Here is a 20,189-nt window from a genome sequence, read left to right on the forward strand (position 1 = left end):
GCAGAACCCCGGCGCCCGCGCCAGCCTTCGACGGGCGCCGCTATGCCGCAAGCGGAACGGGGGCGGCCGCTCTCCCAGGCCGCTTCGTGGATGCCTATGCTCCGCCGGGGGATCCCGTCGTTCCGCACCATCGCGTTCCGGAGCATCCATGCGTCATCGCCGATCTCGTCCCATCCTCGCAGGCGCCTTCGCGGCTCTCGCCCTCGTGGTCGACGCCGGCGCCGCCCTCGCCATCAACGGGGGCGCACCGGCCGGGCGCAATCGGATCAGCCGGGCCGCCGTCGGCATCGGCACCCTGGTCGGCGGCGCGGACGCGATCGGCCTCAACCGCTGCTCCGGCGTGCTCATCGCTCCGAACCTCGTCCTCACCGCCGGCCATTGCCTTCGGGACAACCCGGTCGCCTCGGCAGTCGTCCTGTACGACGGGACCCGCCCGAGCACGCGGACCTACCGGGTCGCGGCGCTCGCCCGCTACGACACCGTCCCGGACGACCTGCCCTCCGAGTATTCCGGCCTGCTGGCCCTCTCCCTCGACACCGCCGTCCTGCAGCTCTCCAGCCCGGTGCGCGGGCGCGAGCCGCTCCGGCTCGGCCGGGCCACCGCGCCCCAGGCGCTGACCCTCACCGGGGCGGGCCTTTCGCGCCAGGGCGTCGGCTTCCTCAGGACGACCCGCCTCGACCCGGTGCTGCGCACCACGACGGGTCTCCTCATCGCGGTCGCCCGCGGCGGGGCGGAGGTCTGCATGGGCGATTCCGGCGGCCCCGTGGTCGCCGACGGTCCCGGCGGCCCGGTGGTCTGGGGCGTCGCCAGCGCCGTCCTGACCGCGCGGCCGCCCTGCGGGCGGGTGGTCGTGGTCGCGCCGGCGATCCCGAATCTGTAGCCGCCCACCACCCCGGCACCGGACCATCGGCGCCGGCGGTCGCTTCCCCGGTGCGGACCGAAAGGACCTGACCCGGCGCGCCGGCCTCCTGGCCCTGGGCCTGCTGCGCACGCTCGAGCAGGCGGGGCCGCAGTGCCAGCCCATCGGCCTCCCGTCCCGGCGCCGAGGGGGGAGGGTGCTTCATGCCGAAAGCCTTCGTCGGGCTGGTCCGCCGGGCCCGCCGGCGCTGTAGTCTCGCCGGAGCCCCGGGCGCAGCGCGCGCCGGTCGGGGCCCGTGAGAGGGATGGACATGCTGGCCCCGACGCTCCTGCGGCGCCTCGATCCGACGACGCTGCGCCTGTTCGTGGCGATGTGCGAGGACGGCACCCTGACCCAGGCTGCCCGGCGGGCGGCGATCGCCCCCTCCGCCGTCAGCAAGCGCCTGGTCGAGCTGGAACAGAGCCTCGGCGTCCAGCTGATGACGCGCCAGGCCCGGGGCATGGTGATGACCCCGGCCGGGGAGACCCTGCTTCACCACGCCCGGCGCATGTTGCACGATGTCGAGCAGATCGTGGTCGAGCTCGCCGAGCACGCCAAGGGCGTCCGGGGCATCGTGCGGATGTTCGCCAACCTGTCGGCCATCGTGCAGTTCCTGCCCGAGGACCTGCGCGCCTTCCTGGCGCGGCAAGAGGCCATCAAGATCAGCCTGGAGGAGCGCCCCAGCGGCGGCGTCGTGGCCGGCGTCGAGGCGGGCCTGGCCGAGCTCGGCATCTGCTCCGGCAGCATCCCGGCCCGGGACCTGCACAGCGTGCTCTACCGCCGGGACAGCCTCGTCGTGGTCATGCGCCACGATCACCCCCTGGCGGACCGGTCCGCACTCGCCTTCCGGGACACGCTCGACCACGATTTCGTCGGGCTGCACGCCGAGAGCTCGATCTATGCCAGCGTCCGCGGCGAGGCCCAGAGCATCGGCCGCCCCTTGCGCCTGCGCGTCCACGTGCCGGGCTTCGACGCGGTCCTGCGCATGGCCCAGGCCGATATGGGGCTCGGCGTCGTGCCCCTCGGGGTCTTCGCCCTCCTGGGCGGCGCCATGGACCTCGCCGCGATCCCGCTCACCGATTCCTGGGCGCAGCGGGAGTTGCGCATCGTCAGCCGCCCCGGCGAACTCTCCCCGGCGGCGAGCCTCCTCGTCGCCAGCCTCACCGCCGACACGGCCTGAAAATCCACAAGCGTTCTCCGATCGCGAACGGTCGTGACCGAAAGACGGTTGGCCTCCGCGCGGTCTTCGCGCGTATCGATGGGACAAGAACACCATCCAAGAAGACCATCGCCGACCACCGGAGGAATCGTTCATGGCCGGACCGCTCGCCGGAATCCGCGTTCTCGAACTCGGACAGCTCATCGCCGCCCCCTTCGCCGCCCGCCTGATGGCGGAGTTCGGCGCCGAGGTGATCAAGGTCGAGGCGCCGGGGGAGGGCGATCCCCTGCGCAAGTGGCGCAAGCTGCACGAGGGCACCTCCCTCTGGTGGTATCTCCAGTCCCGCAACAAGAAGTCCATCGCGGTCGACCTGAAGTCGCCGGAGGGCGCCGACGTGGTGCGTGCCCTGGCCAGCAGCGCCGACGTGATCATCGAGAATTTCCGGCCCGGCGGCCTGGAGAAGCTGGGGCTCGGCTGGGCGGACCTCTCCGCCCTCAACCCCAACCTCGTGATGGTCCGGATCTCCGGCTACGGCCAGACCGGCCCCTACCGCGACCGGCCGGGCTTCGGCGCCATCGGCGAGGCCATGGGCGGCCTGCGCTTCACCACCGGCCATCCGGACAGCCCGCCGGCCCGCGTCGGCGTCAGCATCGGCGACACCCTGGCCTCCCTGCACGGCGTGATCGGGGCGCTGATGTCGCTCCTCCACGTCAAGACCGCCGGCGGCAAGGGCCAGGTCATCGACGTCTCCCTGGTGGAGAGCGTCTTCAACGTGATGGAAAGCCTCGTCCCCGAGTACGACCTCCTCGGCGAGGTCCGTACCCGGACGGGGGGCGCCCTGCCGGGGATCACGCCCTCGAACACCTATCCGACCCAGGACGGCGGCTACGTCGTCATCGCGGGCAACAGCGACCCGATCTTCCGGCGCCTGATGCAGGCGATCGGCCGGCCCGACCTGGCCGACGACCCGGCCCTGCGCAGCAATGACGGCCGCTCGGCCCAGGCCACGATGCTGGACGCCGCCATCGCGGACTGGTCGGGTTCGCGCAGCATCGCGGAGGCGCTGGCGACCCTGGAGGCGGCGCAGGTTCCCGCCGGGCGGATCTACTCGGTCGCCGACATCGTCGCCGACCCGCATTATCAGGCCCGCGACATGATCCTGCCGACCGAGCTGCCCGGCGGCACGGCGGTGAAGATGCCCGGCATCGTGCCCAAGCTCTCCGAGACCCCCGGGGAGGTGCGCTGGTCCGGCCCGGCCCTCGGCGCCCATACCGACGCCGTGCTGGCGGATCTCGGCTACGACGCGGCGGCGATCGCGGCCCTGCGGAATACGGGAGCGGTGGCATGAGTGGCGGCGAAACCACCCGCATGGGCGCCGAGGCTCCCCTGATCGTCCAGGAGGTCGCGCCCCGCGACGGCCTCCAGATCGAGCCCGCCTTCGTCGAGACCGCCGACAAGGTCGCGCTGATCGACGCCCTCTCGGAGACGGGCTTCAGCCGGATCGAGGCGACCTCGTTCGTCTCGCCCAAGGCCGTCCCGGCCCTGCGCGACGCCGCCGAGGTGCTGGCCCGGATCACCCGGCGCCCAGGCACGCTCTACGTCGCCCTGGTGCCGAACCTGAAAGGCGCCGAGCGGGCGCTCGCGGCCCGCGCCGACGAGCTCAACCTCGTCATGTCGGCGAGCGAGACCCACAACCGCGCCAATATGGGCCTCACCCGGGAGGCTTCCCTGGAGGCGTTCGCCCGCATCGTGGCGGCGGCGCGCGGCACCGGGGTGCAGCTCAACGCGACGGTGGCCACCGCCTTCGGCTGCCCCTTCGAGGGCGGCCAGCCGGCCGAGCGGGTCCTCGGGATCGTGGAGCGCTACCGTGCCCTCGGGATCGAGGGCATCACCCTGGCCGACACCACCGGCATGGCCAACCCGCGCCAGGTCGGCGACCTGGTGGCCCGCGCCCTCCGCCTCGTCCCGGCGGCAGCGCTGACCCTCCACTTCCACAACACCCGCGGCCTCGGCCTCGCCAACGTGCTGGCGGCGCGGGCGGCCGGTGCCCGGCGCTTCGACGCGGCCCTCGGCGGCCTCGGCGGCTGCCCCTTCGCCCCGGGCGCCACCGGCAACATCTGCACCGAGGACCTCGTGAGCATGACCCACGAGATGGGCATCCCCACCGGCCTCGACCTCGACGGGCTGATCGCCCTCTCGCGCGGGCTGCCGGCCCTCGTCGGCCACCCCGTGCCCGGGCAGGTGGCGCAGGCGGGGCGACCGGGCGACCTCCACCCGCCGCCGCCCGGGATCGCGGCCTGACGCCCCGCCCCAGGACTCAAAACACGCCTGAACACGCAAGACCGCCCGGTTAAGGGCGGCGCGCCATCGAGACGCCTCAGGGAGAGACACCATGACCCTCGCCGCACCGGCCGCCCTCGGCGTGCCCGCAGAGACCAGCGAAGCCGCCACCTACCGGAAGATCGCCTGGCGGCTCATGCCGCTGATCATGGTCTGCTACCTGTTCGCCTTCTTCGACCGCATCAACATCAGCTTCGCCAAGTTCCAGCTCCAGAGCGACCTCGGCTTCAGCAACACCGCCTACGGCCTCGGCGCGAGCCTGTTCGTGGTCGGCTACGTCATCTTCGAGGTGCCCTCGAACCTGATCCTGTACCGGGTCGGCGCCCGGCGCTGGATCGCCCGGATCATGATCTCCTGGGGGCTCGCCACCGCCGCCATGGTGTTCATCACCCAGGAATGGCACTTCTACGCCCTGCGCTTCCTCATCGGCGCGATGGAGGCGGGCTTCGCCCCGGGCATCCTCTACTACCTGACCCTGTGGTTCCCGGCCTCGCGCCGCGGGCGCATCACCTCGCTGCTGTTCGTGGCCTCGGCCTTCTCGGGCATCGTCGGCGCCCCGGTCTCGGGCCTGATCCTGAGTTCCCTCAACGGCGTCGCGGGACTGGCCGGATGGCAATGGCTGTTCCTGGCCGGTGGCCTGCCCTGCCTCCTCCTCGGCGCCCTGGTGATGGGCCGCTTCGACGATCGCGTCAGCGATGCCCGCTGGCTCACCGATTCCGAGAAGACCCTGGTGGCGAGCCAGATCGCCGAGGCCAACCGCGGCATCGGCGACCACTCGCTCCTGGGGGCCATCCGCAGCCCCGGCTTCCTCAAGGTCGGGTTGATCTACTTCCTGCTCCAGATCGGCTCCTACGGCCTGAACTTCTGGGGGCCGGACCTGATCCGCACGGCGAGCGGCGCCAGCACCGGCCTGGTCGGGCTGCTGGCGGCCCTGCCCTATATCTGCGGGGCGATCAGCATGGTGGTGATCGGGCGGTTGTCCGACGCTTCCGGCAACCGGCCGAAATTCGTCGCCGGCCTCGCCATCGCGGCGGCCCTGGGCTTCTTCGCCGCCGGCCTGTTCGACCGGCAGATCGTGCCGCTGATGCTGGCCCTCTGCCTCGTCGGCACCGGGATCGTCGCCTCGATCCCGACCTTCTGGACCCTGCCGCCGAAGCTCGTCACCGGGGTCGGCGCCGCCGGCGGCATCGCCCTCATCAACACCCTAGGGCAGTTCGGCGGCATCGTCAGCCCGGTCATGGTGGGCTGGGTCAAGGACCTGACCGGATCGACCACCCCGGCCATCTGGGTGATCGCCGGCCTGTGCCTGACCGCCGCCGCCATCAGCCTGTTCGCCCTGCCGGCCCAGCTGCGCCGCAGCGACCGGATCGACTGAGCCGTCGGGACGCCTTTCGCAGGCGGCGCCCCGTCCGGCCTCAGGCGTGGGGGACGGGGAGGGGCGCCTCGTCCGTCGCGCCGACGAAGCGGCCCAGGATCCGGCCGAGGACAGCGCCGAGGCTGTCCATCAGCAGGAACACCGCGGGCACGAAGACCAGCGAGAGCAGGGTCGAGACGATCAGGCCCGAGATCACCGCCACCGCCATGGGAGCGCGGAACTCGCCGCCGACGCCCAGCGCCATCGCCGAGGGCACCATGCCGGCCGCCATGGCGATGGTGGTCATCACGATGGGGCGCGCCCGCTTGCGGCCCGCATCCACGATGGCGGTGACCCGGTCGACGCCGCGGGCCATCTCCTCGACGGCGAAGTCCACCAGCATGATGGCATTCTTCGTCACGAGCCCCATCAGCATCAGGATGCCTATCACCACCGGCATCGAGATCGGCATGTTCAGGATCAGGAGGCCAAGGATCGCGCCGCCGATGGAGAGCGGCAGCGAGAACAAGATGGTCAGCGGCTGCAGGAACGAGCCGAACAGCAGCACCAGCACGGCGTAGACCATCATGATCCCGGCCCCCATCGCCATGAGGAAGCCGGAGAACACCTCGGCCATGATCTCGGCGTCGCCCGTCTGCCGGATGGTGACGCCCGGCGGCAGGCTCTTGGCGGTCGGGGTCTCGAGCGCCTGGGCGATGAGGGAGCCGAGGGCGTCGGAGCCCTCCATGTTGGCCTCCACGGCCACGCGCACGACACGGTCGTAGCGCTCGATGGCGCCGGGACCCTGGTCGAGCTCGATGTCGGCGACGGCCGCGAGAGGCACGGCGGCGCCGTTCTTGGCCGGCACCTTGAGGTTCTCGAGGCGCGAGACCGCGCCGCGGGCGCTCTCGGGCAGTTGCACCCGGATCGGCACCTGGCGGTCCGGCGCGTTGAACTTCGCGAGATTCAGGCCGATGTCGCCGATGGTGCCGACCCGGACGGTCTCGGCGATGGCGTCGGTGGAGACGCCGAGATCGGCCGCCGCCCCCGCCTTCGGCCGGATGCGGACCTCGGTGCGGTTGAGGGGGGCCGTCGACATCACGGACACGAGGTGGGGGATCGCCGCCATGTCGCGCTGGAGCCGGGCGGCGACCTCCGTGACGACGTCGACGTCGGGGCCGCCGACCACGAGGGCGAGGTCGCGCTGCCCGCCGTCGCGCAGGGTCCAGGAGCGGATGTCCGGTTCCTGCGCGAGCAGGCCGGCGATCTCCGTCTCGATGGCGGCCTGCTTGCGGGCACGCTGGTTCTTCGGCGTCAGGTTGACGATGAGGGTGGCGAGCCGGGTCTCCTTCTTGCCGCCGGCCTGGCGGCCGCCGTCGACGAAGACCGAGACAACCTCGGGCAGGGCCCGGATGCGGGCCACCACCCGGTCGGAGACCAACACGGTGTCGGGGAGGCGGGCGCCGGGCGCGAGCTCGACCATGAACAGCGTGCGGGCGTTGTCCTGCTTCGGAACGAACCCCGAGGGCAGCAGGCCGGTGGAGGCCAGGGAGCCGGCGAACAGCGCGAGCCCGACGATGAGCGTGACGACGCGGTGGCGCACCGACCAGCCGACGAGGCGGCCATAGGCGCGCATCACCGGCCCCTCGTGCGCCTCGGCATGGCCGTGGTCGCGCAGGAAGTAGGCGGCCAGCATCGGGGTGATCAGGCGCGCCACGAGGAGCGACATGAACACCGAGACCGCGATGGTGAGGCCGAACTGCATGAAGTAGCGCCCGGCGATGCCGCCCATGAAGGAGACGGGCGCGAACACCGCGATCAGGGTCGCCGTGATGGCGATGACGGCGAGACCGATCTCGTCGGCGCCCTCGATGGCGGCGCGGTAGGGGGATTTGCCGAGCCGCATGTGGCGGACGATGTTCTCGATCTCCACGATGGCGTCGTCGACGAGGATGCCGGTGACCAGCGTGATGGCGAGCAGGCTGATCCCGTTGAGGGTGAAGCCCATGGCGTCCATGGCCCAGAAGTTCGGGAAGACAGAGAGGGGCAGGGCGATGGCGGCGATCAGCGTCGCGCGCCAGTCGCGCAGGAACAGGAACACCACGAGCACGGCCAGCGCCGCGCCCTCGACCAGGGTGTGCATCGCCGAATCGTAGGAGCCGATTGTGGCCGCCACCGAGGAGTCGATGGTCTCGAACTGGATGTCGGGATAGGCGGTCTTGAACGCGGCGATGCGCGTCTCGACGCCGGCCGCGACCTCGGCGTCGCTGGCGCCCGAGCCGCGGGAGACCGCGAAAGCGACGACCGGCTCGCCGTTGAAGCGGGCGAAGGTGCGGGGCTCCTCGATGGAATCCTCCAGCGTCGCCAGTTCGTCGAGGCGGACCTTGCGGCCCCCGGGGAGCACGATGGAGGTGGCCTTGAGGTCCCGCAGCGAGCGCGAGGCGGCGAGCGTCCGGATCGACTGCTCGCGCCCGCCAACCTCGCCGCGTCCGCCCGCCATGTCGGCGGAAGTCAGGCGCAGCTGACGGTTCACGTCGGCCGCCGTGATGCCCAGCGCCAGCAGGCGGTCGGGGAGCAGGGTGACGCGCATCTCGCGGGCGACGCCGCCAACGCGCTCGACGCCGCCGACGCCCTTCACGCCCTGGAGCGAGCGGGCGACCTTGTCCTCCACGAACCAGGACAATTCGGCCGGCGTCATGCCGGGCGACTTCACGCCGTAGATCAGGATCGGCAGGCCGGTGATCTCGACGCGCTGGATCACCGGCTCGTCGATGGTGCGGGGCAGGTTGATGCGGATCTTCGAGACCGCGTCCTTGACGTCGTTGACGGCCCGGTCGGTGTTCACCTCCAGGCGGAACTCCACCGTGGTGACGGAGGACCCCTCGGTGATCGCCGAGGTGATGTGCTTGACCCCGCGCACGCCGGCGATCGAGTCCTCGACCCACTTCGTCACCTGGGTCTGCAACTCGGAGGGCGCCGCGCCCGATTGCGTGATCGTCACCGAGACGATCGGCACGTCGACGTTGGGCATCCGCGTCACCGCGAGGCTGCGGAAGCTGACGAGGCCGAGCACGATCAGCACCAGGAACAGCACGAGCGGTGCGATCGGGTGGCGGATCGCCCAGGCGGAGATGTTCAGGCGCATGCGGCGGCTCGATGGGAGTTTCGTATCAGGTCACGCGGGTCTCGTACCCGGTCAGGGCGTCCCGGCCTCGGCGGTCTCGCGCGGGGAGGGGGCGGCGGCCACGGCCGGCTCCGGCACGGCCAGCGCCACCGGGCGGACCCGGTCGCCGTCGCGCAGGAAGCTGCCGGCCCGGGCCACCACGCGCTCGCCGTCGGCGAGGCCGGCGCGGATCTCGATGTCGTCGTCGTCGGACAGACCGGTGCGGACCTCGCGCGCCTCGACCACGTCGTCGGCGACCACGAGGACGGAGCTGCGCTTAGGACCGCCGTAGAGGACGGAGGCCTGCGGCACGGTCACGCCGCGGGTCCGGGCGAGCTCGACGGCCCCCCGCGCGAAGGTGCCGATGCGCAGGCGCGGGTCCGGCTCCAGGCGGATGCGGACCTTGCCGAGGCGGGTCGCGCGATCGACCTCCGGATAGACGGTCCGCACGCTGCCGGCCAGGCGGACGCCGTCGCCGAGGTCGATCCAGGCCGGGGCGTTCTCGCGCAGCTGCGGCAGCTTGGTCTCGATGACCTCCCCCTCGAGCTCGATCTCGCCCCGGGCGATCAGGCGGAACAGGGGTTCGGCCGAGGCGGAGGCGGCGAGGCCCACGCGGGCGGTACGGCGGCTGACGATGCCGGCCTCCGGCGCCCGGATCTCGGTGCGGGCCAAGCGCAGGTTCAGCTCCTCGAGAACGGCCCGGGCCTGGGCGAGGTCGGCCCGGGCGATGCGCAGGCCGTTGCGGGCGAAGGCAAGCTTGCCCTCCGCCTGGCGCAGGCTGGCGGTGCGGCCCTCCATCACGGCCGCGGTGGCGTTGCCGGTCCTGAGGAGCTGCTGGGCCCGCTCGTAGGCGAGGCGCGCCTCGGTCTCGGCGGCTTCCGCCTGCTCGATACTGCTCTGGGCCTGGGGCACGGCGGCCTCGGCCTTCTCCACCAGGGCCGCCTGCTGGGCGAGCTGCCGGTCGATGAGGTCGCGCGAGAGGCGGGCGAGCACCTGGCCACGGGCCACCCGGGCCCCTTCCTCGACCAGCACCTCGGTGACCCGGTAGCCCTCAATCTCGGGCGTCACCAGGATCTCGTCGCGCGGCACCAGGGTGCCGGTGACGACCACCGATTCGACGATCTCGCGCCGCTTGGCCTCGACCACGCTGATCGTCGGTACGAGGCTGGCCTTCACCGGCTGGGAAGAGCCTGCCGGCGGCGGGGCGGAGCCGGCGAGGGCTGCGGAAGCCGGCAGCGCCAGGGCGAGCAGGACGAAGCCGAGGCGGGCGGCGGTCATGGGCGGGGTTCCGGGGCGGGGAGGGATTCCGGGGCAGGAAGGGGGGCGCGGCCGGCGAGCCCGGTCTCGATCAGAGCCTGGAGCTGCGCCACGGCGAGACCCGTGTCGAACTCGGGCAGGATCGCCCGGCTCAGGACGATGCCCTTCAGCTGGGGCGCCAGCAGGGCGTAGAGGGCGACGGGATCGCAGTCCGGCGCGGTGGCGAGGGCGGCGAAGGTCTCCTCGAACCAAGCCCGGGCCTCGGCCTCGGTCTCCGCAGTGAGGGCCGCGATGGCCGGGTTGCGGGTGCCCTCCGACCAGATTTCGAGGCGCAGCACCGCCGCCTCCCGCGTCAGGGCACCGAAATACTGGCCGAGCACGCCGAACAGGGCGCCGCGCCGGTCGCCTTCCTGCTGAAGGCGCGTCACCAGCTGGGCGCCGCTCACGCGCTCGCGCTCTACCAGCCCCAGGACCAGCGCCTCCTTGGAGCGGAAGTAATGGTAGAAGTTGCCCGCCGTCATGCCAGCCTCGCGGGCGAGGTCCTGCATCGTGGTGCGGTGGAACCCGTTGCGCACGAAGCAGGCACAGGCGGCGTCGAGGATCTGCTCCCGGCGCGCGGCCTGGCTGGCGCGGGCGTCGATGAGGGTGCCGAGCGGCAAGGCCATGCTCAGGAGACCCGTTCGTCCACCGACGGCGCGACCACCCGGCAGGCGGCGACCGAGGCATCCGCATCGGCGCAGAGACGGGCCTGCCAGCCCACGGCGCCGTTGCCGGTCCAGGCGATCAAGGCGGCCCAGCCGAGCACCAGCACGGCCCCGAGCAGCAGGTGCTCCGGCGCGACCAGCGCTAACACCTTCCGCACCATCGCCCGGAACGGGAAATCCTCGTGGGTCCGCTGCATCGCATCCTCCAACCGACCCAACCGTAGTATTGAATGTTCATTCACTGGTCAATGAGCGTTCATTCTGGCCGTGCGCAAGGGCACGGCGACAGGGTCTGACGGCCAAGTGCGCCTCGCCCGGAGGGCCGCCGTGTCAACATGAAGCAAGCCGGATTCGGAACGGCCGCTCCCGATGCGGGTTCGAGCAGAACCCCCGCGGAGGATCCCGGTCGGCCCGTTCGGACACGTGCGACGCGCATGCACAGCTCGTTGCGCCACGCCTGGCCCCGGCCGGTGTCGTCCCTTCACTATCCGAGGTCGTCCGCACCGTGCTGAAGCCTTTCCCCCGCGAGGGCGGTGCCGTCGCCCGCACCGACGGATACCTCCCGATCGAGGGCTACGCCGCCATCGGCGAGGGCCGCTCGGTGGCGCTCTCGGGCGCCGACGGCTCCATCGACTGGTGGTGCTGTCCCAACCTCGACTCACCGCCGCTGTTCGACCGCCTGCTCAGCCCGGAGGAGGGCGGTTACTTCGCGATCACACCGGAGGAATCCTTCACCGCCGAGATCGGCTACCGCGACGGCAGCAATGTCCACGAGACCGTCTTCACCACGAAGACCGGGCGGGCCCGCCTCACCGAGAGCCTGAACAGCGGCCCGGCCGGACGCCTGCCCTGGGCGGAACTCGCCCGCCGGATCGAGGGCCTGGAGGGACATGTGCGCTTCCGGGTCGCCCTGGTGTTCGGCACGCGGGGCGACACGGCCGCCCCCTACCTGTCGGGCAACAGCAACGGCACCGCCTTCCACGTCGCCGGCATGATGGGCCTGTTCCGCACCAGCGACGGCATCCGGATCGAGACGGAGAACGACCACGCCATCTCGGGCTTCGTCGAGGTGCGGGCGGGCCAGCGCGAGGTCGTCGCCATCGTGGCGGCCGAGGACCAGCCCCTGGTGGTGGCCCCGATCGACGAGATCGACGGGCGCATCGACGTGTCGTGCCAGGAATGGCGGGACTGGACCGAGCGGCTCGCCTATCGGGGCTGTTATGCCGAGCAGGTCCAGCGCAGCGCCCTGGCGCTGAAGCTGCTGCTCTACTCACCCACCGGCGCCATCGCGGCGGCAGCCACGAGCTCCCTGCCCGAGGGCATCGGCGGCTCCAAGAACTACGATTACCGCTACGCCTGGATCCGGGACGCCGGCTACGTCATCAAGGCCTTCCTGCGCCTGGGCGCCCAGGCCGAGGCCAACGCGGCCCTGTCCTGGCTGATGCGCCACATCGGCGAGCACGGGGCGCAGGTGCTCTACACCCTCGACGGCGGGTGCGTGCCTGGCGAGCGGGACATCGACCTGCCGGGCTATCGCGGCTCGCAGCCCGTGCGCACCGGCAACGCCGCCTCGGGCCAGCACCAGCACGGCATCTACGGCGACATCTTCGAGACCGCCGAGCGCTTCGTGGCCGACGGCAACATGCTGGACCTGCGCACCGGGGCGCTGCTCGCCCGGCTCGCCGACCAATGCGCCGAGTCCTGGAAACTCAAGGATGCGGGCATCTGGGAGCTGCCGGATGCCGAGCACTACACCGGCTCGAAGATCAGCTGCTGGCAGGCGCTGGCCAGGGCGGTGGAACTCGCCGATGGCGGCCACCTGCCAGGCTCCTGCCGCGAGCGCTGGGCCCGGGCCCGCGACCGCGTCGCGGACTGGATCGACCGGCACTGCTGGTCGGAGGCCCAGCAAGCCTACGTCATGCATCCCGGCACCGAGAAACTCGACGCCTCACTGGCACTGGCGGTGCGCTTCCGCTTCGGCAACCCCGAGCGCCTGGCGGCCACCTGCCGGGCCATCGACCGGGAGCTCGGGCGCGGCCCCTATCACTACCGCTACACCGGTGCGGAGGCGGAGGAGGGCTGCTTCCTGGCCTGCACGTTCTGGCTCGTTGAGGCCAAGGCCCTGCTCGGGGAGATGGCAGAGGCGGAAACCGCGTTCGAGGCCCTGGTGAAGGCGCTGGACCGGAATTCCGGCACCTATTCGGAGATGGCCGACCCCGCCAGCGGCACCTATCTCGGCAACCTGCCGCAGGGCCTGACGCATCTCGCCTTGATCCAGGCCGCTGCCACCCTGTCGGGCCTCAGCCTCTGAGGCTGCGGCATTCGGCGGGAGCATTGGTCGCAGATCCGACTCCCGCCCTGCCGCGTTGCCGGGGACCACGACAGGAGACGGCAGCATGGCCAAGGCCGACGACAAGACCACGAACGTGACGACCTACATCCTCAAGCAGGCCCTGGCCGCCCGCGTCGACGATCACGTGGAGATCGCGGTCGAGGCCGAGGACGGCACCCGGTTCAAGATCCGGGCGACCGCCGACCAGCTCGACGCCCTCACGGGCGATCTCGAGACCATTCTCGAGGCCGACGACGCGGACGCCTGACCGTCCCGGGGCCCGCCGCGCGGCGGGTCCCTTTTCTCAAAGACAGCCCGGAAGGCCGAGACGCCGATGACCATCGATCCCCGTGACGCCGGCCCTCGGCCGCCCTTCCCCGGCGACCAGCAACAGGAGCGGCCGGGCCTGACCTCCCGGATGCGTCCGGCTCCTGACCACGGCGAGACGAGCTACGTCGGCAAGGGGCTCCTCACCGACCGGGTCGCCCTGGTGACCGGCGGCGATTCGGGCATCGGCCGGGCCGTGGCCATCGCGTATGCCCGCGAGGGCGCCGACGTGGCGATCGCCTACCTGCCGGTCGAGCAGTCCGATGCCGAGGACACCGCCGACTGGGTGCGCAAGGCGGGCCGGCGCGTCCTGCTGCTGCCCGGCGACCTGCGCGACCCGGCCTATTGCCGCGACCTCGTCGCCCGCACCGTGTCGGAGCTCGGCGGCCTCGACATCCTCGTGAACAACGCCGCCGCGCAGGTGGTCAACGAGGATCTCGATGACGTGACACCGGAGGATCTCGAGGGATCGTTCCGGGCCAACGTCTTCGCGATGCTCTACCTCGCCCAGGCGGCCGTGCCGCACATGAAGCCGGGCGCGGCGATCGTGAACTCCACCAGCCAGCAGGCCAAGGTCGCCGACAAGACCATGCTGGTCTACGCCTCCACCAAGGGCGCCATCGCGAGCCTGACCATCGGCCTGTCCAACCTGTTGGCGCCGAAGGGCATCCGGGTGAACTGCGTCGCCCCGGGCCCGGTCTGGACCCCGATCCAACCCATCGTGAAGAGCCCCGAGCAGATTGAATCCCTCGGCGCCGACACCCTCCTCGGCCGTGCCGGCCAGCCAGCCGAACTCGCCCCTGCCTACGTGCTCCTCGCGTCGCGGGAGGGCAGCTACATGACGGGTGCGCTGGTGCCGGTCACGGGCGGCACGCCGATGTACTGACGAGGCGATGGCGCCGAGGACGCTGACCGGCGCCGGGACGCGCGTAACGGGTGGGTTTCATCAACCGGACGGCATCTGCCACGGCCTGCTCCAGGCCACATCCGCCAGCCGCTTGCGCGACCCCGATCGCTATCCGGCATGACCGGGGAAAAGTCCGTACGATGAGTCGGGACCTCGCGCTCGCCGACGCTCGGGTGACGGGTGGCCTCCCGGGCGTAGTGGCGCAAGCGATCGCTTGAGCCTTCGCTTGCGCCGGGTCGGCCTCTAGCGCCCCGCTTTCAGGAACGCCTCCGCGCTGCGCAGGCTCAGCGCCATGATCGTCAGGGCCGGATTGGCGGCGAGCGAACTCGGGAAGGTCGAGCCGTCGCAGATCCAGAGGTTCGGGACCTCGAAGCTGCGGCCAACGGGATCGACCACCGCCGTATCGCCGTCGCGGCCCATGCGGCAGGTGCCGATGGTGTGAGCGACGCGCTCCAGGGTCCAGAGATCCTTGGCCCCCGCTGCCTCCCAGACCTGGTTCAGGAACCGGGTCGCGTGGGCGTTGAGGCGGGTCTCGTTCTGGCTGTAGCCGAAGCTGATCGCGGCCTTACGCATGCCCAGCGCGTCGACCTCGTCGGACAAGGTGAGCACGTTGGCGTCGCAGGGCAGGGTCTCGCCGTTGATGCCGATCCCGGCCATGTGGTTGTAGCGGGCGAGCTGGTCGGCCAGGGCCCGGCCCCAGAGCTTGCGGCCCCGCGCCAGGGAGTTGGCGAAGGTCAGAGGCACCACGCCGAGGCTCTGGACGAGGTAGCCGCCGGCGAAGTCCGCATCGGCCGGGCGGATCATGTCCTCGGTGATGAGCGAGGAGGGATAGCCCTTGTTCATCCGCATCTCGGGCTCGAAGGTGCCCCAGACCTGGGTGGCGACGTGGCCCATGTAGTTGCGCCCGACTTGGCCGCTGCCGTTGGCGAGGTCGAGATGCAGCAGGAGGCGCGCGGATTCCACCGAGCCGGCGCAGAGGAAGACGTTGCGGCAGGGCTGGCGATGGTCGACGCCGCCCTGGCGGTAGATCACCGCCGTCACCCGGCCGTCTTTGGCGCGCTCGATGCCATGCACCCGGGCCTCCGCCCGGATCTCGGCACCGTGATGCACGGCGAGGGGCAGGTAGGTGACGTCCATGCTGGTCTTGGCGCCGGTGCGGCAGCCCTGGTGGCAGTAGCCGCAATTGATGCAGCCGGGCCGGGTCGGGCCGTGCTCCTGCGCGAAGGCGCGCGAGACCACGGCCGCCGGCGCATCGGCGTAGCGCACGCCGAGCGCCTGGCAGGCGCTCGCCATGGCCTGAGCCGGGGCATTGCGAGCGACGGGACCGAGGGGATAGGTGCGCAACGCGTCCCACGGATAGGCGGCCGGGCCGGAGACGCCGATGGAGGCCTCGACGCGCTCGTAGAACGGCACCAGCTCGGCATAGTCCAGGGGCCAGTCGACGCCCTCGCCGGTCTCGCTGTGGAGGCGCAGGTCGCGGGCATCGGCCCGGGGCGTGAAGGCGCCCCAGTGCAGGGTCGAGCCGCCGACGCCGGTGCCGCTGTTGTTGCCGCCGAAGGCCTCGGGCGTCGAGCCGCCGCTGATGCGCTCCTCGGTCCAGTAGATCTCGTCGGCCAGGGTCTCGTCGAAGGCGAATCCCTTCGGGTCGAAGTTCGGCCCCGCCTCCAGGGCGACGCAGGAGAGGCCGGCCTGGGCGAGGCGCGCCAGCAGGGGCGCACCGCCGGCACCGGTCCCGATCACCACCGCGTCGACGGTCTCGGAGATCACGTGGCGACGCATCGCATCGAGGTTCATCGGGTGGTCTCCACGGAGGCGTTCGGTTCCCAGGCCTCGCGCTGGTCGATGCCGACCGCGTGGAAGCCGGGCAGGGGTTCGGTGTCGCCACCCGCGCCGATGCCGCTGAAGTTCATGCGGGCCAGGGCGACGGGGTGGGCGAGATAGGTGCGGGCCACGTCCGCGCGCAGGTCCTCGAACCAGCAGCCCATCTGCTCCGCGTCGAGGTCACCGGAGACCGCCCCCGACTCCAGGCTCCCGAGCAGCGCGTCCTGCGCCTCGGCCTCGAGGGCGACGAAGGGCGCGTCGTGTGCGGCGCGGGCTGCAGCGTCCAGGGTCCTGAGGGCCCGCCGGTAGGCCTCCGGATCGGGGGGAAGCTGGGCGAAGCGCCAGCCGTCTCCCGCCCCGCTCGCCAGCCGGGCGTCGATGCGGGCGGCGAAATCGATGGTCCCGGGGGCGTCCTGCGGCAGCACCCGGGCGCAGGCGGCGCGCAGGATGGCGAGGCCGACCGGATCGAGGGCACCGGGCTGGTAGGCCGGATCATCGGGCTCGGCCCGCTGCAGCAGGGCCGCGCGCAGGCAGGCATTCACGCGATCGGATCGGATCAGGGCGGCGTAGGCGTCCGGGAGCGCGGGTGCCTCGGCCGCCGTCGGGACCGCTCCGGCCGCGAGGCTGCGCACCGCCTCGGCCACCGCTTCAGGGCGCTCCAGGGGGATGAGGTGTCCGGTCTTCTGCAGGGTCACGAGGCGATGGTGAGCCAGGTGCGGCGCCGTCAGGGCAGCCTGGGCCGCGGGGCCGAGATCGGCATCCTCCGCCCCCGCCAGGAGGATCGCCGGGCTGCGCAGCACGCCGATGCGGGCGCACCAATCCTCGCGGCTGCCCGCGGCGAGCCAGAGCCTCCAGGCGTCGGGGCTGGCCCGCAGGACATCCGCCACCGTTCGCGCCATCCGGTCAGGGTCAAGAGGTGTCGCAACGTTAGCCGTCACGAAGGCCTCGGCCTCCCGCTGCCGGGTCGCGGGATCGGCGTCGATCCAGGCGATCATGGCGGCGCGCTTGTCCTCGCCCATGGGCTCGGGGGAGGGCGGCGAGCCCGCCATGAGCACGAGGCCCGCCAGGCCTTCGAGACCGGGTGCGCCGTCCTCCGCCTGCCGGGCGACCGCCAGGGCGACCTTGGCGCCCATGCTGTTGCCGGCCAGCATCCAGCAGCCGGGCGCATCCGCGCGGATCCGGGCGGCCACGCCCTCCGCCATCACGGCGACGTCCCGGCCCGGATCGGCGCCGTCCGCGCCGAAGCCCGGGAGGTCGAGGGCGATGCAGGTCGCCGCGTCCGCGAGGTGTTGTGCGACCCGGTCGAAAGTCCCGGCGCTGCCGCCGAGATAATGAAGGCAATATAAGACCGGCCGGCCGGATGATTCGATAGATATGGATTCGATAGGCATGGGCCGGAAAGAGCGCGCGACGCCGTCCGTTCAAGTCATCGGGGACGCGGCGTTCGGCAGCAGCCCGGCGACGGAACGAACGCCCGCGACGGCTGCGCGTCCTTCAGCGGGAGGCGGTGGCCTGCAGAGCGGCGAAGACGCGCAGGCTCGCCTCGAGATCGGCGGTGCTGACCTCGGCGAAGACCGTGGCGCGCAGGCGGGCGAGGTCGGCCTCCATGCGGGCGACCACGGCCGTGCCGTCGGGCGTCAGGCTGAGCACCTTGGCCCGGCGGTCGGTGGGGTCCTCGCGGCGGACCGCGAGACCGGCCTCGCAGAGCTGGTCGAGGAGACGGACCAGCGACGGGCCCTCGATGCCGACGGCCTCCGCGAGGGCGTTCTGGCGAGGAGCCCCGTCGAGGCGGGCGATCATGATCAGCGGGACCGCGGTGGCGTCCGAGAGGCCGTGCGCCTCCATCACGGCATTGGCGGCACGGCGCCAGTGCCGGCCCGTGAGCAGCAGGGTGTGGGTGTAGGCGAGGCGGAGCTGGTCCAGGCTGGGGCCGGACGGCACATCGACCGGCGACGGATCCGCGGGCGGTTTTCGGGGCGTCACGCGCGAGGCTCCTTCGGCACCGACCGGTGGACGATCCGACTCTCTTTTCGTTTGCGTATTATTAGGATGCAAGCTGTTTGATCGCAAGCGGACATCGTCGTATCAGGGCACCGGCACACGTCTCGTCGTCCGGAGGAACCCGGCGGCCCGCGCCGTGGCTGGCGCCGCACCGGCCCTTGATTGATCCGACGAGACGTAAGTAAGGACTGACGATGAGCGCCCCCGACGACCTCTCCTTCACCACGCAGCCGCATGCCTCGCCCGTCTCCCCGGAGCGCCGGGCCGAGCTCCTCGTGGATCCCGGCTTCGGGCGGGTGTTCACCGACCACATGGTGACGATCCGCTATGCCGAGGGGCGCGGCTGGCACGATGCCCGCGTCGAGGCGCGCGCGCCGATCGCCCTCGATCCGGCGGCGGCGGTGCTGCACTACGCCCAGGAGATCTTCGAGGGGCTGAAGGCCTATCGCACCGCCGATGGCGGCGCCGCCCTGTTCAGGCCGGAGGCCAACGCCCTGCGCTTCCGGCGCTCGGCCGAGCGCCTGGCCATGCCGCCCCTGCCCGACGCCGTCTTCGTGGAGTCGGTCAAGCAGCTCGTCAGCGCCGACCGCGACTGGATCCCGTCGAGCGAGGGCGGCAGCCTGTACCTGCGCCCCTTCATGATCGCCAGCGAGGTGTTCCTCGGGGTCAAGCCGTCCTCGGAATACCTGTACCTCGTCATCGCCTCGGCGGTGGGCGCCTACTTCAAGGGCGGCTCCGAGACCGTGACCGTCTGGGTCTCGCGGGACCAGACCCGCGCGGCCCCCGGCGGCACCGGCGCGGCCAAGTGCGGCGGCAACTACGCCGCCAGCCTGCGCGCCCAGGCGGCGGCCGTGGAGCATGGCTGCGCCCAGGTGGTGTTCCTCGACGCGGTCGAGCGCCGCTGGGTCGAGGAGCTCGGCGGCATGAACATCTTCTTCGTCTTCGACGACGGCTCGATGCTCACCCCGCCGCTCAGCGACACCATCCTGTCGGGCATCACCCGCGACTCGATCCTGACCCTGGCCAAGGCCGACGGCATCGCCGTCGCCGAGCGGCCCTATTCCATCGACGACTGGAAGGCGGATGCCGCCAGCGGGCGCCTGCGCGAGGTCTTCGCCTGCGGCACCGCCGCCGTCATCACGCCGGTGGGCACCGTGCGCAGCGCGGACGGCGAGTTCTCGGTCTCGGACAACGTCGCCGGCCCGGTGACGAAGCGCCTGCGCTCGGCCCTCGTGGACATCCAGCGCGGCAACGCCCCTGATCCGCACGGCTGGGTCACGCGGGTGTACTGAACGGACGGCGGTCGAAGCCCCGCTCAGGCGAGCCAGGGCTGGGCCGCGAGGTGCCGGGCCTGGAACGCCCGGATCGCCTCCGCGTGGTCGAGGGTGGCGCCGATCGCATCGAGGCCCCGGACGAGGTGATCCTTGCGCCGGGCCGGGATGTCGAAGCCCTGCACCGCGCCGTCCGCGGTGGTGATGGTCTGGGCCGGCAGGTCGATCGTCATGCAGTTGCGGGCGGGATCGGCGGCCCGGGCCGCCAGTTCGGCGACGGCTGCGGGCGCCAGCTCGATCAGCAACAGGCCATTGTTGGCGGCGTTGTCGGCGAAGATCCCGGCGAAGCTGGTACCGACGACCGCGCGGATGCCGCCCTGGAGCAGGCCCCAGACCGCGTGCTCGCGCGACGAGCCGCAGCCGAAATTCGGGCCGACTACGAGGGTGCAGGCGCCCTGCCATTCGGGCCGGTTGAGGACGAAGTCCGGGCGCGGCCGGCCGAGGCCGGCATAGCGCAGGTCGTGGAAGGTGGCCGCCCCCAGGCCCGCGCGGTCGATCCCCTTGAGGAACTGCTTGGGCATGATGACGTCGGTGTCGATGTTGGCCCCGGGCAGGCCGGCGGCCGGGCCCGAGACGATCGTGAACGGCTCCATGC

General features: G+C 71.9%; 17 protein-coding genes. 9 read left to right on the forward strand and 8 right to left on the reverse strand.

Features of this window, described 5'->3' with window-relative positions; genetic code table 11:
- The first annotated feature begins 148 nt into the window (after nucleotides 1-148).
- From AC1MGR_RS12585 to AC1MGR_RS12605, 5 genes are all read left to right on the forward strand, one after another.
- Nucleotides 149-880, forward strand: a complete 732-nt coding sequence (locus tag AC1MGR_RS12585; RefSeq protein WP_480231799.1) for a trypsin-like serine protease — start codon at nucleotides 149-151, stop codon at nucleotides 878-880.
- Nucleotides 881-1,169: 289 nt separating this feature from the next.
- Nucleotides 1,170-2,078 carry a LysR substrate-binding domain-containing protein gene (locus AC1MGR_RS12590; RefSeq protein WP_480231800.1) on the forward strand — a complete coding sequence of 303 codons (909 nt, stop codon included), beginning with the start codon at nucleotides 1,170-1,172 and terminating at the stop codon, nucleotides 2,076-2,078.
- 133 nt (nucleotides 2,079-2,211) lie between these two features.
- The gene (locus AC1MGR_RS12595; RefSeq protein WP_108039439.1) at nucleotides 2,212-3,405 is read left to right on the forward strand and encodes a CaiB/BaiF CoA transferase family protein; all 1,194 of its coding nucleotides are present in this window, start codon (nucleotides 2,212-2,214) and stop codon (nucleotides 3,403-3,405) included.
- Entirely contained in the window at nucleotides 3,402-4,358 is a 957-nt protein-coding gene (locus AC1MGR_RS12600; protein WP_480231801.1) for a hydroxymethylglutaryl-CoA lyase, read from the forward strand. The genes AC1MGR_RS12595 and AC1MGR_RS12600 overlap by 4 nt, the downstream gene beginning before the upstream one ends.
- 91 nt (nucleotides 4,359-4,449) lie before the next feature.
- Nucleotides 4,450-5,772, forward strand: coding sequence for an MFS transporter (locus AC1MGR_RS12605; RefSeq protein ID WP_108039435.1), 1,323 nt, complete (start codon nucleotides 4,450-4,452; stop codon nucleotides 5,770-5,772).
- A gap of 40 nt (nucleotides 5,773-5,812) precedes the next feature.
- On the opposite strand, the gene AC1MGR_RS12610 is transcribed toward AC1MGR_RS12605, so the two are convergent.
- The 4 genes from AC1MGR_RS12610 to AC1MGR_RS12625 are packed head-to-tail and all read right to left on the reverse strand — an operon-like array spanning nucleotide 5,813 to nucleotide 11,072.
- Nucleotides 5,813-8,896 (reverse strand): efflux RND transporter permease subunit, encoded by a 3,084-nt coding sequence (locus AC1MGR_RS12610; protein WP_480231802.1) that lies wholly within the window; start codon nucleotides 8,894-8,896, stop codon nucleotides 5,813-5,815.
- Nucleotides 8,897-8,947: 51 nt separating this feature from the next.
- Nucleotides 8,948-10,192: an efflux RND transporter periplasmic adaptor subunit gene (locus AC1MGR_RS12615; protein ID WP_480231803.1), complete on the reverse strand. Its 1,245-nt coding sequence runs from the start codon at nucleotides 10,190-10,192 to the stop codon at nucleotides 8,948-8,950.
- Complete coding sequence (locus tag AC1MGR_RS12620) at nucleotides 10,189-10,836, reverse strand: TetR/AcrR family transcriptional regulator (RefSeq protein ID WP_480231804.1); 648 nt, start codon at nucleotides 10,834-10,836, stop codon at nucleotides 10,189-10,191. Before AC1MGR_RS12620 ends, AC1MGR_RS12615 begins: the two co-directional genes overlap by 4 nt.
- A gap of 2 nt (nucleotides 10,837-10,838) precedes the next feature.
- Nucleotides 10,839-11,072: a hypothetical protein gene (locus AC1MGR_RS12625; RefSeq protein ID WP_108039427.1), complete on the reverse strand. Its 234-nt coding sequence runs from the start codon at nucleotides 11,070-11,072 to the stop codon at nucleotides 10,839-10,841.
- Between the two features lie 308 nt (nucleotides 11,073-11,380).
- Between AC1MGR_RS12625 and AC1MGR_RS12630 the strand changes: the two genes are divergently transcribed.
- The 3 genes from AC1MGR_RS12630 (at nucleotide 11,381) to AC1MGR_RS12640 (ending at nucleotide 14,420) form a co-directional block, all read left to right on the forward strand.
- Nucleotides 11,381-13,186, forward strand: a complete 1,806-nt coding sequence (locus AC1MGR_RS12630) for a glycoside hydrolase family 15 protein (protein ID WP_480231805.1) — start codon at nucleotides 11,381-11,383, stop codon at nucleotides 13,184-13,186.
- A gap of 85 nt (nucleotides 13,187-13,271) precedes the next feature.
- Complete coding sequence (locus AC1MGR_RS12635) at nucleotides 13,272-13,475, forward strand: hypothetical protein (RefSeq protein ID WP_108039423.1); 204 nt, start codon at nucleotides 13,272-13,274, stop codon at nucleotides 13,473-13,475.
- A gap of 66 nt (nucleotides 13,476-13,541) precedes the next feature.
- Nucleotides 13,542-14,420, forward strand: a complete 879-nt coding sequence (locus AC1MGR_RS12640) for an SDR family oxidoreductase (RefSeq protein WP_480231806.1) — start codon at nucleotides 13,542-13,544, stop codon at nucleotides 14,418-14,420.
- Between the two features lie 264 nt (nucleotides 14,421-14,684).
- On the opposite strand, the gene AC1MGR_RS12645 is transcribed toward AC1MGR_RS12640, so the two are convergent.
- From AC1MGR_RS12645 to AC1MGR_RS12655, 3 genes are all read right to left on the reverse strand, one after another.
- Complete coding sequence (locus tag AC1MGR_RS12645; protein WP_480231807.1) at nucleotides 14,685-16,235, reverse strand: GMC family oxidoreductase; 1,551 nt, start codon at nucleotides 16,233-16,235, stop codon at nucleotides 14,685-14,687.
- Nucleotides 16,232-17,653 carry an alpha/beta hydrolase gene (locus AC1MGR_RS12650; protein WP_480231808.1) on the reverse strand — a complete coding sequence of 474 codons (1,422 nt, stop codon included), beginning with the start codon at nucleotides 17,651-17,653 and terminating at the stop codon, nucleotides 16,232-16,234. The genes AC1MGR_RS12645 and AC1MGR_RS12650 overlap by 4 nt, the downstream gene beginning before the upstream one ends.
- 103 nt (nucleotides 17,654-17,756) lie before the next feature.
- A complete protein-coding gene (locus AC1MGR_RS12655) occupies nucleotides 17,757-18,203 on the reverse strand; it encodes a MarR family winged helix-turn-helix transcriptional regulator (RefSeq protein ID WP_480234783.1) in 447 nt (148 codons plus the stop codon).
- A 254-nt stretch (nucleotides 18,204-18,457) separates the two neighbouring features.
- Here AC1MGR_RS12655 and AC1MGR_RS12660 point away from each other — a divergent pair, with 254 nt between their 5' ends.
- A complete protein-coding gene (locus AC1MGR_RS12660) occupies nucleotides 18,458-19,555 on the forward strand; it encodes a branched-chain amino acid aminotransferase (RefSeq protein ID WP_480231809.1) in 1,098 nt (365 codons plus the stop codon).
- Between the two features lie 23 nt (nucleotides 19,556-19,578).
- On the opposite strand, the gene leuD is transcribed toward AC1MGR_RS12660, so the two are convergent.
- Nucleotides 19,579-20,187 (reverse strand): 3-isopropylmalate dehydratase small subunit, encoded by a 609-nt coding sequence (gene leuD, locus AC1MGR_RS12665; RefSeq protein WP_480231810.1) that lies wholly within the window; start codon nucleotides 20,185-20,187, stop codon nucleotides 19,579-19,581.
- Between the last annotated feature and the right edge of the window lie 2 nt (nucleotides 20,188-20,189).

This window comes from Methylobacterium sp. BI1 (genome assembly GCF_056680125.1).

Excerpts from the sequence above, each read along its gene's own strand:
- AC1MGR_RS12595 (WP_108039439.1), top strand. The coding sequence starts at position 2,212 with ATGGCCGGACCGCTCGCCGGAATCCGCGTTCTCGAACTCGGACAGCTC.
- AC1MGR_RS12590 (WP_480231800.1), top strand. The coding sequence starts at position 1,170 with ATGCTGGCCCCGACGCTCCTGCGGCGCCTCGATCCGACGACGCTGCGC.
- AC1MGR_RS12585 (WP_480231799.1), top strand. The coding sequence starts at position 149 with ATGCGTCATCGCCGATCTCGTCCCATCCTCGCAGGCGCCTTCGCGGCT.
- AC1MGR_RS12615 (WP_480231803.1), bottom strand. The coding sequence starts at position 10,192 with ATGACCGCCGCCCGCCTCGGCTTCGTCCTGCTCGCCCTGGCGCTGCCG.
- AC1MGR_RS12645 (WP_480231807.1), bottom strand. The coding sequence starts at position 16,235 with ATGAACCTCGATGCGATGCGTCGCCACGTGATCTCCGAGACCGTCGAC.
- AC1MGR_RS12650 (WP_480231808.1), bottom strand. The coding sequence starts at position 17,653 with ATGCCTATCGAATCCATATCTATCGAATCATCCGGCCGGCCGGTCTTA.
- AC1MGR_RS12610 (WP_480231802.1), bottom strand. The coding sequence starts at position 8,896 with ATGCGCCTGAACATCTCCGCCTGGGCGATCCGCCACCCGATCGCACCG.
- AC1MGR_RS12635 (WP_108039423.1), top strand. The coding sequence starts at position 13,272 with ATGGCCAAGGCCGACGACAAGACCACGAACGTGACGACCTACATCCTC.
- AC1MGR_RS12605 (WP_108039435.1), top strand. The coding sequence starts at position 4,450 with ATGACCCTCGCCGCACCGGCCGCCCTCGGCGTGCCCGCAGAGACCAGC.
- AC1MGR_RS12620 (WP_480231804.1), bottom strand. The coding sequence starts at position 10,836 with ATGGCCTTGCCGCTCGGCACCCTCATCGACGCCCGCGCCAGCCAGGCC.
- AC1MGR_RS12600 (WP_480231801.1), top strand. The coding sequence starts at position 3,402 with ATGAGTGGCGGCGAAACCACCCGCATGGGCGCCGAGGCTCCCCTGATC.
- AC1MGR_RS12625 (WP_108039427.1), bottom strand. The coding sequence starts at position 11,072 with ATGCAGCGGACCCACGAGGATTTCCCGTTCCGGGCGATGGTGCGGAAG.
- AC1MGR_RS12640 (WP_480231806.1), top strand. The coding sequence starts at position 13,542 with ATGACCATCGATCCCCGTGACGCCGGCCCTCGGCCGCCCTTCCCCGGC.
- AC1MGR_RS12660 (WP_480231809.1), top strand. The coding sequence starts at position 18,458 with ATGAGCGCCCCCGACGACCTCTCCTTCACCACGCAGCCGCATGCCTCG.
- leuD (WP_480231810.1), bottom strand. The coding sequence starts at position 20,187 with ATGGAGCCGTTCACGATCGTCTCGGGCCCGGCCGCCGGCCTGCCCGGG.